At 62.5% G+C, this 13,206-nt stretch carries 9 protein-coding genes; 5 read left to right on the forward strand and 4 right to left on the reverse strand.

Going from position 1 to position 13,206, the window contains the following annotated elements; genetic code table 11:
• Nucleotides 1-11: 11 nt before the first annotated feature.
• Nucleotides 12-1,958: a PAS domain-containing hybrid sensor histidine kinase/response regulator gene (locus ACWGKN_RS09680; protein ID WP_424255856.1), complete on the reverse strand. Its 1,947-nt coding sequence runs from the start codon at nt 1,956-1,958 to the stop codon at nt 12-14.
• Nucleotides 1,959-2,226: 268 nt separating this feature from the next.
• Between ACWGKN_RS09680 and ACWGKN_RS09685 the strand changes: the two genes are divergently transcribed.
• Both ACWGKN_RS09685 and ACWGKN_RS09690 read left to right on the forward strand, forming a co-directional pair.
• Nucleotides 2,227-2,487, forward strand: a complete 261-nt coding sequence (locus tag ACWGKN_RS09685) for an HP0495 family protein (protein WP_035226018.1) — start codon at nt 2,227-2,229, stop codon at nt 2,485-2,487.
• Between the two features lie 4 nt (nt 2,488-2,491).
• Nucleotides 2,492-3,007, forward strand: a complete 516-nt coding sequence (locus ACWGKN_RS09690; RefSeq protein WP_035226015.1) for a hypothetical protein — start codon at nt 2,492-2,494, stop codon at nt 3,005-3,007.
• A gap of 12 nt (nt 3,008-3,019) precedes the next feature.
• On the opposite strand, the gene pabB is transcribed toward ACWGKN_RS09690, so the two are convergent.
• Nucleotides 3,020-4,945, reverse strand: a complete 1,926-nt coding sequence (gene pabB / locus ACWGKN_RS09695; protein WP_424255859.1) for an aminodeoxychorismate synthase component I — start codon at nt 4,943-4,945, stop codon at nt 3,020-3,022.
• Nucleotides 4,946-5,337: 392 nt separating this feature from the next.
• Between pabB and nifJ the strand changes: the two genes are divergently transcribed.
• Nucleotides 5,338-8,880: a pyruvate:ferredoxin (flavodoxin) oxidoreductase gene (gene nifJ / locus ACWGKN_RS09700; protein WP_424255861.1), complete on the forward strand. Its 3,543-nt coding sequence runs from the start codon at nt 5,338-5,340 to the stop codon at nt 8,878-8,880.
• A 150-nt stretch (nt 8,881-9,030) separates the two neighbouring features.
• Here the strand turns inward: nifJ and ACWGKN_RS09705 are convergent, their stop codons facing one another.
• The gene (locus tag ACWGKN_RS09705; protein ID WP_035226011.1) at nt 9,031-9,969 is read right to left on the reverse strand and encodes a YkgJ family cysteine cluster protein; all 939 of its coding nucleotides are present in this window, start codon (nt 9,967-9,969) and stop codon (nt 9,031-9,033) included.
• A gap of 265 nt (nt 9,970-10,234) precedes the next feature.
• On the opposite strand from ACWGKN_RS09705, the gene ACWGKN_RS09710 reads away from it, so the two are divergent.
• Together ACWGKN_RS09710 and ACWGKN_RS09715 are read left to right on the forward strand one after the other, a co-directional pair.
• Nucleotides 10,235-10,429 (forward strand): hypothetical protein, encoded by a 195-nt coding sequence (locus tag ACWGKN_RS09710; RefSeq protein WP_035226007.1) that lies wholly within the window; start codon nt 10,235-10,237, stop codon nt 10,427-10,429.
• A gap of 65 nt (nt 10,430-10,494) precedes the next feature.
• Nucleotides 10,495-11,310 (forward strand): histidinol-phosphatase, encoded by an 816-nt coding sequence (locus ACWGKN_RS09715; protein WP_424255864.1) that lies wholly within the window; start codon nt 10,495-10,497, stop codon nt 11,308-11,310.
• 126 nt (nt 11,311-11,436) lie between these two features.
• Here ACWGKN_RS09715 and ACWGKN_RS09720 read toward each other — a convergent pair whose 3' ends face one another.
• On the reverse strand, nt 11,437-13,158 hold the full coding sequence (locus ACWGKN_RS09720) for an FAD-dependent oxidoreductase (protein WP_424255866.1): 1,722 nt from the start codon (nt 13,156-13,158) through the stop codon (nt 11,437-11,439).
• Between the last annotated feature and the right edge of the window lie 48 nt (nt 13,159-13,206).

Here is a 13,206-nt window from a genome sequence, read left to right on the forward strand (position 1 = left end):
ACCGGCTGCGCTCAACCCCGGCCGGCAACGTCGGCCCGGCGGAGGACCCGGTGCACCACCGACGCCAGCTGCCGCAGCGTCAGCGGTTTGGTGCAGTAATCGAGAATTCCGGCCTGATCCGCCAATTGCCGCGAAAATTGCTCTGAGTAACCGGTAAAGAGGACGACGGGGAGATCGGGGCGGAGCGACCTGAACCGGGCGCTCAACTCGATGCCGGTCAGATCGGGCATGGTCAGATCGGTGATCAGCAGATCGAACTCACGTTCCCCCTTGGAGAACAGACTCAGCGCCTCGGTGGCCGAGGTCATGCCGACGACCTCGTAACCGAGGCTGCGCAGCATCTGCCCGGTCACATCGACCACCTGTTCCTCGTCGTCGACCAGCAGGATGCGTCCCTCCCCCTGCATGATCTCCGTCATCGAGATGATCTGTTCCAGCTGGGTCGGCTCACGCGAGATGGGCAGCAGGACCCGGAAGACGGTGCCGACGCCGATCTGGCTCTCGACGGTGATCCGCCCGCCCTGACGGGTGATGATGCCATGCACCATCGCCAGTCCCATCCCGGTCCCCCGGCTCTTCTCCTTGGTCGTGAAATACGGCTCGAAGATCCGGTCCAGCATCTCGGCCTCGATGCCGCAACCGGTATCGGCGACACTCAGCTCAACCCATTCCATCCCGTCCTCGTCCCGGCCGGCCTTCGCCAGCCGCACCGTCATCGTGCCGCGCCGGCCGGCCATGGCGTGGGCGCTGTTGGTGCAGAGATTGATCAGGACCTGGTGGATCTGCACCGGATCGACCGAGACGAGACCGCAATGCTCGTCGATCTCCTCCTTGATCTGGATGGTGGCCGGCAGGGTGACGCGCATCAGCTTCATCACCTCCTTGACGATCGGATGGATGTGCTGCAGGATCTCCTTTTTTTCGTGGCTGCGGGAAAAGGTCAGGATCTGCTCGACGAGGCTCTTGGCCCGCCTCGCCGCCTTGAGGATCTCGTCGATATAGTCGCTGACGGTCTGGTCGGGGTAGCCGTCCCGCCGCATCTTCAGACGCACGATCTCGGAATACCCCATGATCGGGGTGAGCACGTTGTTGAAGTCGTGGGCGATCCCTCCCGCCAGGGTCCCGATCGCCTCCATCTTCTGGGTATGGCGAAGCTGTTTTTCAAGCCGATGGCGCTCCGAGACATCCCTGGCCATCATGACGACGCCGTCGATCGCCCCGGACGCCAGCACCACCGGGACGCCGGTGACGTCATAGACCTGCTCCTCCCCTTCCTCGTTCGAAAGCTCGACGCATTTGACGCGCTTCTCGATCTTTCCCGACTGCATCGCCCGCCAGATGGCACAGGCATGATCACAGGAGGTCCGGCGGCGGCAGAAGATCTCCCGGCAACTCCGGCCGAGCGGATCGGCGCAGAACCTGCGGATGCCGTCGTTCACCCAGACCGCCTGCAGATTACGGTCGAAATAGCCGAGGATGCCGGGAAAGCCCTGATTGATCGCCTCACGCTGCAATTCGGCGGCAGCCTGCGCCGTTTGCGCCGCCTGCAGATCGGAGAGGTCGACCAGCGTGGTCATCATCGCCGAAGGAGCCCCGTTGTCATCCCGGAGCAGGGTTCGGTCGCAGCGGACCGACTTGGTCGCTCCCGACGCGGTGACGACGCTGCCGTCACATGATTGGCTCGTGTTTCCCGCCAACGACTCTCGATCGACCAGACGGAGGGCTTCGGCCACGTCGGCGGAGAGGCAGTCGGAGAGCGTCCGGCCGGCCATCGCCGCCGCATCCTGCCCGACCAGGCGATGAAAACCGGGGTTGCCGTGCACATACCTGCCCCGCAGGTCGGTGACGACACACGGGGCGGCGACCGCGTCGAGCAGCCGCCGTTCCCGGCCGCTCATGACCGGCACGTCGAGCCCATCGTCCGGCGATGTCCGCCGGTATTGTTCGTCGCTCGTCATCCTGTGCCCATTCCTGTCCTGCCGTGCCATATACCGTCTTCCCCTGCTGCACCGCGCCGTTGTCCGGGGGCCATCGTCGATCACCGTCTGTCGTTACCACAGTATCGTGCCGTCACGGCGATGACAAGCTCAATCCGCCGTTGTCAGACGTTCATCCGCCACCGGCGGCAGCGCGTTTCCGCTCCCTTTCCCTTGACTCCTGGCGGACAAATCAGTATTACTTGATGCCGATTCCAACAACCGCCATCTCCACCCCCGACACCTGTTCATGGACCATCAACACCGCCGGCCGGAAATCGTCTACCCCTGCATCTGGAGCTACAAGGTCATCGGCGAAGAAGCCGATCTCCTGCAGCAGGCCATTATCCTGGCCTGTGCCCCGCACCCGGTGCAGATCTCGGTCAGCCGGTCGAGCCGGGGGGGAAGATACCACAGCCTCGAAGCCACCATCGAGGTCGGGGACGAGGAGACCCGACTGACAATCTTCGACCGCCTGAAAAGCCATCCTGCAGTCAAGATCCTCCTGTAACGCCATGACCAACGACAAAGCCGCAATCAAATCCCAGCTCCTCCCGGCCCTCCGCGAAGGGCTCAGCGTCATCCAGATGATTGTCTTCAAGGAGATCCGCGCCCAGCTCGCCCGCAAACGGCCGGAGAGTGATCCCGCCCACCTGTCGCGGCTGGCGGGGACCATCACCAACGAGCTGTTCGGCACCCCCAACCCGGAGGAGCAGTTCGTCCGGTTCCGCCAGGAACACTGGGGCACCATCGAACAGGAACTCCTCGGCATCAGCACGGAAAACCCCGGTCTCCGCGCCCCGATCACCGATGCCCTGCGGGTCCAGGCCCTCTGCGACAGCCAGGAGGGGCTCGGTGACGACGCCTCCGTCCTGGCCCGGGCCGATGCCCTCGGCATCCTGGTCCGCGACCGCGACATCCCGCTCCCTTCGACCTTCATGACCATGGTGCGCGAACTGGGCCGCCAGCACAACCTGATCATCCCCCCCATGCCGATGGACGCCGCTCCGGGACCGGGGATGGTGCATTAGCCGGCCCGGCGGTCAAGACACCCCTGCCGCCCGCCGCAGCGTCACCCGCACCAGCCCGCGCACCGCATTGCAGAGGTAGACCGCCTCGGCGGCCGCCACATCGGCCGGCGTCAGGACCGACTCGACGACCGGCCGCTCCCGATCCTGGAGCAGCTGTTCGCGCATCACCCCGGGCAGCAGACCGCAGGCCAGCGGCGGCGTGCGGTAGCGGCCGTCGCCATAGATGACGACGTTGCTGATGCAGCCCTCGGTCACCTCGCCCTGCCGGTTGACGAACAGCAGGTCGAACAGCCCCCGCTCCCGCCCCGCTTTGAACTCCCGGTCGTACAGGTCCCGACAGGTCGTCTTGTGCCGCAGCCAGGGCGAATCGCCATCGATCGCCTGCGGGGAGAATTCGATCTCGGCCAGACCGGCGGCGGCCGGCTCCGGGCGGGCCGGCAGGCGGAGCAGCGTCGGGGCGTCGCAGGGTACGGCGGCGATTCCAATCGCCCCGTCCTTGGCCAGGGTCAGGCGCACCCGCATGCACTGGCCGGCAAAGGCGGCGGCCTGCCGCTCCAGCCGCTGCCGGAGCTCGGCCTCCGGCCGGGAAAAGCACATCTCCGCCGCCGATCTCCTCAGTCGCGCCAGATGCCGGTCAAGGCACCAGTATCCCGAACCTGGCTGCCACAGCATCGTCGTCAACAGTTCGAATCCCGGGCGGCAGTGGCTGAGGAACCGGCCTTTGAGCAGGCATTCCTGCCATTCCTGCTCGGGGTCGGAATCGATGATGATCCCGGAGCCGATCCCCATCTCGCCGCGACCGCCGCGCAGGACCACCGTCCGGATCGGGACGCTGAAGACCGCGGTGCCGTCGGGGGCGAGATAGCCGATGGCCCCGGTATAGACGCCCCGCCGCTCCCTCTCCAGTTCGTTGATGATCTCCATGGTCCGGATCTTCGGCGCCCCGGTCACCGAGCCGCAGGGGAAAAGGGCATGAAAGAGCTCGTAGAGATGGAAATCGGCACCGGCCTCCTCCCCGTCGGGGCGGGCCTTGACGGTCGAGGTCATCTGCAGCAGGCTTTCGTAGGTCTCAACATCGAACAGGGACGAAACCCGGACATTGCCGCCGCCGAGGCGATGCATCAGCCTGGCCAGATCGTTGCGCAGCAGGTCGACGATCATCACGTTTTCGCTCCGGTTTTTCGGGTCCCGGGCCAGACCGTGGCGCAGATCCCGGTCCTCGGCCGCGGTCCGGCCCCGGCGGGAGGTCCCCTTCATCGGCCGGACCGTCAGCTCCCGGCCGTCGCGGCGGAAGAACAGCTCCGGCGAAAACGACAGGATCCGCTCCTCGTCCCGGCGGATACAGGCCCCGAAGGGAACGGTCTGGTTGTGGCGGAGATCGCGGTACAAGGCCTCGACCGAACCGCTCCAGGCGAACAGCAGCTTGAGGGTGTAGTTGACCTGGTAGGTGTCGCCGGCGGCGATGTAGTCGCGCAGCCGCCGGATAGCCCGGAGATATTCAGCGTGGCCGACGTTCGGCTGCAGGCCGTCGATCCGCCAGCCAGGGACGGAGGCACCGCAGGGTGCGGCCGGCAGATCACCGGTGCCGGTGGCGTGATCGTAGATGTATGGTTGGCGGTACACGCCAAGGTCGGCGAGGGCGGCGGGAGCGTCGGCTGCCTCCCGGTCGAAGGCGAGCCTTTCCTCGAGCAGGCCGCCGAAATCGTAATCGAACCAGCCGGCCAGCCACAACCCCTGCCCGAGCCAATCCTCGGCGGTCCGCAGGAATTTGCCCGCATCCTCTCCCCGGTGGCAGCGCAGACGGGCCACCGGCTCGGTGAACAGCAAGGATGTATGGTTCTCCCGGTCCGGACGGGATGTATCGAGGAAGACAAAATCCTTATGGTCCGAGAGAAATCCAAACACTCCCTCGAGATCCCCCCATGCAAGACTTTTCATATCCACAACCCTCTGCCCCGGCTCATATCGCCTGTCCCGTCCACCGCCAACGTCGGCCGGGACAGGCTGCGGCTGCAAACAATGCATTCAATTTTTTTATATACATCATCATCCATGTTAATGATTGCGAAGCATCGAGAAATGATCTAGTATGTTTAGCTTTATCTTCAATATTACAGTTATTGTAATTGGCCTTGACAGGCTCTATAATATATCATTTGACGAAGACTATGCGATCTTTCGTTGAATGCCGGATCCCGATTCCCGCCGTCGTACGGCGGGAATTTCTGTAAACGGGTGAGGCATTTCCATCAGTTGTACATCGACAGCATCATTCATTCAAAACGCGCTGCACGGGCAGCGCATCCCGTTCCTACAGAGGAGAACAGCTCATGTCGAGAAGAATGGTCACCATCGACGGCAACCAGGCCTGCACCCATGTCGCCTATGCCACCAGCGAAGTCATCACCATCTACCCCATTACGCCATCCTCGCCGATGGCGGCCGAAGCGGACTCGAAAGCGGCCGTCAAGCAGAAGAACATATGGAACTCCATTCCGGTCGTCACCCAGATGCAGTCCGAAGGCGGGGTGGCCGGGGCACTGCACGGCTCGCTGACCACCGGTTCCCTCTGCACGACCTTCACCGCCTCGCAGGGCCTCCTGCTGATGATCCCCAACATGTACAAGATTGCCGGCGAGTTGACACCGACGGTCTTCCACATCACCGCCCGGTCGCTGGCCGCCCAGGGGCTGTCGATCTTCGGCGACCATGCTGACGTCTACGCCGCCCGCCAGACCGGCTGGGGCATGCTCTGCGCCCAGAACGTCCAGGAATGCATGGACATGGCCCTGATCTCCACCCAGGCCTCGCTCAAATCGCGCATCCCTTTCATGCATTTCTTCGACGGCTTCCGGACCTCGCATGAGATCCAGAAGGTGGAGGAGCTGACCTACGACGACATGCGCGCCGTCATCGATGACGACCTGGTCATCGCCCACCGCAAGCGGGCGCTGTCTCCCGACCGGCCAATGATCCGCGGCACCGCCCAGAATCCCGATGTCTACTTCACCGGCCGCGAGACCGTCAACAAATACTACAACGCCGTGCCGGCGATCATACAGGAAACGATGGACAAGCTGGCCGGGCTGACCGGCCGTCAGTATCATCTTTTCGACTACCATGGCGCCCCGGACGCCGAGAACGTCGTCGTCATGATGGGTTCGGGCTGCGAGACCGTCGCCTCGACCGTCGATTACCTGGTGTCCCAGGGACAGAAGGTCGGCCTGGTGATCGTCCGCCTGTACCGCCCCTTCGACGGCCGCGCCATGGTCAACGCCCTGCCGCCGACCGTCGAACGGATCACCGTCCTCGACCGCACCAAGGAGCCGGGAGCGATCGGCGAGCCGCTCTACCTCGATGTCCGCGCCGCCGTCGGCGAGGCCATCGAGGCCAAAGGCACCACCATTCCACCGATCATCCTGTCCGGCCGCTACGGCCTCGGCTCGGCCGAGTTCACCCCGGCGATGGTCAAGGCGGTATTCGACAACATGGTGACAATGGTCCCGAAGAACAAGTTCTGCGTCGGCCCCAACGACGATGTCACCTTCGCCAGCCTCGATTACGACCGCTCCTTCGACATCGAGGGCAAGGACGTTTACCGGGCGATGTTCTACGGCCTCGGTTCGGACGGCACCGTCGGCGCCAACAAGAACACGATCAAGATCATCGGCACCGAGACCGACAACTCGGCCCAGGGTTATTTCGTCTACGACTCGAAAAAGTCGGGCTCGATCACCACCAGCCACCTCCGTTTCGGCAAGAACCCGGTCGTCGCCCCCTACCTGATCAACAAGGCCAACTTCATCGCCTGCCACAACTTCACCTTCCTCGACCAGTACGACATGCTCCGCAACCTCGAGGACGGCGGCACCTTCCTCCTCACCACCAGCTTCGGGGCGAAGGATATCTGGAAGAAACTGCCGAAAACGGTGCAGAGCGACCTGATTGCCAAGAAGGCCAGGTTCTACATCATCGACGCCGTTTCCCTCGGCCAGGCGCTGGGCCTCGGCGCCCGCATCAACATGATCATGCAGACCGCCTTTTTCATGATCTCCGGCATCCTGACCCAGGAAGAGGCGATCGCCGCGATCAAGAAGGCGATCAAGAAGACTTACGGCAACAAGGGCGACAAGGTCGTCAATATGAACTACAACGCGGTCGACGAGGCGATCAAGAATATCGTCGAGGTCAAACTCGGCAAGACCGCCACCGGCCATGAACTGCCGCCGACCGTCCCCGCCGACGCCCCGGATTTCGTCAAGGAGGTCACGGCCAAGATCATCGAAGGCAAGGGCGAATTGCTCAAGGTCTCGCAGATCCCGGATGACGGCACCTGGCCGACGGCCACCACCCAGTACGAGAAACGCAACATCGCCGTCCACACCCCGCAATGGCTGCCGGAGAACTGCATCCAGTGCGGCCAGTGCGCGCTGGTCTGCCCGCACGCCGCTATCCGCACGAAGATCGTGCCGGAATTGAAGAATCCGCCCGCGGCCCTCAAGTCCACCGATGCGGTGGGCAAGGAATTCAAGGGCTCGAAGTTCATCGTCCAGGTCTTCACCGAGGATTGCTGCAGCTGCACCCTCTGTGTCAGCGTCTGCCCGGCCAAGACCAAGGCCCTGCAGATGATTCCGAATACCGAGGAACTCCGGCTGACGGAGCGTGAAAATGTCAAGTATTTCCTCGATCTGCCGGAGATCGATCCAGCCAAGATCAACCCGGCTTCGATCAAGGGCAGCCAGCTCCTGCGGCCGCTCTTCGAGTTCTCCGGCGCCTGCGCCGGCTGCGGCGAGACCCCCTATGTCAAACTGGTCTCCCAGCTGTTCGGCGACCGGATGCTGGCGGCCAACGCCACCGGCTGCTCCTCGATCTATGGCGGCAATCTCCCCACCACCCCTTACGCCAAACGGGCCGACGGACGCGGGCCGGCCTGGTCCAACTCGCTGTTCGAGGACAACGCCGAGTTCGGATTGGGCATGCGCTTCTCGGTCAACAAGCTCGCCTCCCAGGCCGCCGAACTGCTGCAGGAGGCCGTGAGCGGCAAGCTGATCACCAAAAAGATGGCCGACGACCTCCTCCAGGCCGATCAGTCGACCCAGACCGCGATCGAGGAACAGCGGCGGCGGGTGGCCGAGCTCAAGGCCAAACTCGAAGGCAAGACCAGCCCGATCGCCGTCCAGCTGTATCACGTCGCCGATTATCTGGTCAAGAAATCGGTATGGATTATCGGCGGCGACGGCTGGGCCTATGACATCGGCTACGGCGGACTCGACCACGTCCTCGCCTCCGGCGAGAATGTCAACGTCCTGCTGCTCGACACCGAGGTCTACTCCAACACCGGCGGCCAGATGTCGAAATCGACCCCCCGCGCCGCCACCGCCCAGTTCGCCGCCGGCGGCAAGAAGCTGCCGAAGAAGGATATCGGCATGATCTTCTCAACCTACGGCAATGTCTATATCGGCCGAATAAGCCTCGGCGCCAATCCCACCCAGGCGATCAAGGCCATCACCGAGGCCGAGGCCTACGACGGGCCGTCGCTGATCATCGCCTACGCCCACTGCATCAACCACGGCATCAATATGGCCAAGGGCCTGGAGCAGCAGAAAAAGGCGGTTGCCTGCGGCCACTGGCCGTTATACCGCTACAACCCGACACTTGATGCCGAGGGCAAGAACCCGCTGACCATCGACAGCAAGGATCCGTCGATCACCTTCGAGGAGTATGCCCTCGGTGAGAACCGCTATCGCGCCCTGAAGATGGTCAATCCGACAGAGGCCGACGCCCTGATGGCCCAGTCCCAGAAGGATGTCACCCGGAGTTGGAAATTCCTCAAAGGACGCGCCCAGGCGATGGAACCGGAGGGAGAGAAGTAATTCGCCAGACTCCCCCGCCGCAAGGCGGGGGCAGGCATGAAAAAAGGGGTTCCGGTCAGAAGACCGGAACCCCTTTTCATTTGCAAATTACCAGCCGGCACCACAACTGCGGCGCCGATGGTTTCCTTGACCGTTGTACCGACCGGCGCCTTATTGCCTTTCCCGCTCGGCCTTCATCTCCTCGTACTCCCGGACCGACTGCAGCACCGACTCGTCCTGCCGCTTCTTGATCTCCTCGACCTTCGCCCGGATCTTCTCTTCCCTGATTTTCAGATTCTGCACCCCGAACAGGGTGGACGCCAGGTACCTGAACGAGAACAGCATCAGCTCGACGTCGTCGTTTTTGATCCTGTCGATGGTTTCCTCATCGAGCACATAGGTGTCGAGGAAGGAACTCTCGAAGATGAAACGGCGGAAATGGGCGAGATCGGTGGAGGCCATGAAGAACATCCGCTTCGCCTGCTCGGAGAGAGTGGCCTGCAGGCCGAATGATTTGCGCCGCATGACCAGCCGCAGCCATTCCTTGTTCATCTCGTCACGGACGTCGACCCCCTGGTCCTTCCGCCATTCCTCGATGGTCCACTCCTTGTCCTCTTCGAAACCCTTGCAGTGGTCCTCCTTGACGACGAAGAAGAATTTATCCTCGGCGCTGGGCAGTTCCTCACCCTTCTCGTCCCGGGTGCCGCCTTCATGGAAATCGGCCATGCCGACCGGATAGTAACGGCAGGCCGTAGGCCGATCGGTATAGACCGTGCAGCCCTGCGGGGTGACGAAGGGGCACTTGTTGTCCTCCTCGCGCAGTTTGATCATCACTCCCGGCATATCGGTTTTTTCGAGATAGGTCGGCAGGGTGTACTGCTGCAGGAATTCATGGGCGGGGATATTCAGGCGCCTGGTGAGCTGGAGAATGTCGTACGGAGTCAGAATGATCTTAATCCCGCCGCAGCAGGCGGTAAAGCAACGGACCCCGGGATGGCAGCGAAACTTGATTCTGCTCTTGAGGGTCAGTTTCTGGGGGAGGATATTGGAGGGGTTGTTGTCCTTGCCGAAGAGAGGCTTTCCCTTGATATTCAAATCGTCTTGACTCATTCCTTCACCTTGTCGATTATGATTGCAGACCGCCCGAGGCGGAAGTTTGTGGTACATCGCGAATCCCGTATAATAAACATGGCCGGCCGGCGTGTCAAACTCAATCGGGAACGGTGCGGCATCGCCCGGAAAGGCAGGAGGAAGTATCGCGGGGAATCTGTTAATCCTTGCAGTTTTCCGGAAAACGCCGTATATGTCGTGTTTCCTGTTGTTGTCCGAAGTCCGTTCAAATTCCCCTGCATTGTTGTTGAAAAGGATATCCTGAATGAAGCTGTTCGTTTCCCCGATCGATCTTTCCGCCGTCAGCACCCTGTATTACCATCTCCCCGATGGTCCGGTTCTCTCCCTGAAGGTGGATGGCCTCGAAGACTATATCGACCTGGGGCTGGAAATGGGACATATCTGCGATACCTCGGCGATCGACGGCGTCGTGCATTTCTTTCCGAAAGGAAATGCCTGACCGGCGACCGCTCTCCCAAACCCGCCTCCCCCCGAATACCCCGCGTTTCCCCCGGTGAAGGGACCATGCCCGTTCCCGCGCCCACCATCGACATTTCCTGCGACGGACACATCCATACCCGGTTCTGCCATCACGCCAGCGGCGAAATGGAAGATTACGTCCGCTCCGCCATCACCAAAGGCCTGAGAAAGATCGTTTTTCTCGAGCACATGGAGGATGGTGTCAGCTACATGGAGGCGACCTGGCTGACCGAGAGCGATTTCGATGCGTATTTCTCGGAGGGCGAACGACTGCAGCGGATCTATCGGGGACGGATCGATATCGGGCTGGGCGTCGAGGCAGGGTATAACCCGGAACACGTCGAGCGACTCCGCGACAGGCTGGCCCGAAGACCGTGGGACCGGATCGGGCTGTCCTTCCACTATGCCCGCCTGGCCGCCACCGAGCAGCATCTCAACCTGCTCAGCCGCAAGGCCGGGAATATTCAGCGGGCCCGGGAGTTCGGGGCCGAAACGCTGCTGACCCGATACCTCGACGCTCTCATCGGCGCCGTAACCCTGCTGCCGGCGGATGTGCTCTGCCATCTCGACGCCGCCCTGCGCTATCTCCCCGAGCTGACCTGGACGCCGGACCATCTGGAGCAGATCGACAGATTACTGGCCCTGGTGAAGGACAGCAGGATGTGCCTCGAAATCAATACCTCCGGCCTGCCGATCCGCGGCGAGCCCTTCCCTTCATCGACGATCCTGCACAAGGCGATCAACCTGGGCATCCCCCTTGTCGCCGGATCGGATGCCCATCGACCGGAAGACGTCGGCCGCCATTTCGACCGCATCGAAGACCATATCAGGAAGGCGGTTTCCCGAGGTCAAGCACTGTGATTTGAGGGCGGTGACGATGCGGTTCAACGCCCCCCCCTTCCCCGCCTCGCCAGACTCGACGCGACCGGCGATGCGGAGAGGAGGATCGACACGACCTGGGATGGAGGGGTGACCGGATCGATCGGATCAGACCAGGATATCGGCGTCGATCCGCTTGATCATGTTATACCCGCCGGGCAAGACCAGCGTGTTGCGCAGGCCCACGGCATCGAGGGCGATCTGGCTTTCATAGGAGCGGGAACCGGCATTGCAGACGATGATCATCATCTTGTCCGACGGCAGCACCTGATAGCCGCTGCGGACCTTGTCATAGGGGAGCGACAGCCACCTTTCCGCCCCGAATTTCTCGATATTCGGCTGTGCCTGTTTTGGGTGCCTGACATCGAGGGCGACCCAGTCCGGTTGGGTTGCGGGATCGGCGAGCCAGGCCAGAAACGACTCGATGTCGATCTGCCGCATCCGGCCGTCACAGAGATTTTCCGCCGCATAGGCGGCGCTGTTGATCGCATCGATGGCGGTCGAGAAGGGGGGGGCATAGGCCATCTCGATCGTGGCGAAGTCATCGATCGTCGCCCCGGCGGTGATCGCCACCGCCGCCGCATCGATCCGTACCGAAAGCGAATCGTTCATCGGCCCGATCCCCTGGAATCCCAGCACTTTCCGGGTGCGGCGATCAAACACCAGCTCAAGGCAGATGATCTCGCTGCCGGGGAAGAAGTGGGCCCGATCGGCGGAGGCGGTCAGCGACGATTCCGCCTGGAATCCCTGCGCCCTGGCCATTTCAAGGCTGAGACCGGTGGCGCCGATCGACATCTCGAAGGCCTTCATCACGAAACTGCCGATCCCGCCCTTGAAGACCGCGGGAATACCGGCCATGTTGTCGGCGGCGACCCGCCCCTCCTTGTTGGCCAGACTGCCCAAGGGGGCATAGAGGCCCCGGCCGGAGACGAGGTGACGGATCTCGACGCAGTCGCCGGCCGCATAGATGGACGGATCGGAGGTCTGCATCCGGTCGTTGACGACGATCCCGCCGTTCGCGGCCACGTTGAGGCCGGCCTCCCGAGCCAGCTGCGACCGGGGCCGGACCCCGACCGCCATGATCACCATATCGGCATCGATCGTCCTCTTCCCGGTCCGAACCCCCACGGCCTTGCCGTTGTCGACGACAATCTCGGTCGCCGCCTCGCCGAGGTAGACTTCAACATTGTGCTGCCGCAGATGATTGGCGAGGGCGGAGGCCATCGGCCAGTCGACGATCTTCGGCAGCAGCTGGTCCATGTACTCGACGAGGGCGGTTTCGATGCCCCACAGGTCGGTGAGCGCCTCGGCCATCTCGATCCCGATCGCACCGCCGCCGATGACCACGGCCTTGCCCACCATTCCCCGGGCGATTCTCTTCTTGATCTCGATCGCCTTGTGAAGATCGCTGATGGTGAACACGCCGTCGGCTTCATTTCCGGGAATGGGGAGGACAAAGGGCTGGCTGCCGGTGGCGAGCATCAGGTTGTCATAGGGAATGGCACTCCTGACCCCGGTCCCGAGATCCTCGACCTCGACGGTCTTCTCCCGGCGGTCGATCGCCAGGGCCCGGGTGGAGGTCATGGTCCTGACTCCCTTGGCCTGGGTGAAGAAATAGGCATCCCGCACCATGTGAAAACTGGTGGAGCGCAGCTCCTGCTCGTCGGAGACATCGCCCGACACATAATAGGGAATGCCGCAACCGCCATAGGAAATCAGATTATCCTGATCGATGAGGGTCACGTCGGCCTCCGGCAGCACCCTCTTGATACGGCTGGCAGCCTTCGGCCCGGCCGCAACCCCGCCAATAATGACAATTCGCTTGCCCATCACAACCCTCCGTTATACTTGATATACGCTCCTCCAGCGGAGCCAGAT

The organism is Desulfoprunum sp., from assembly GCF_053613775.1.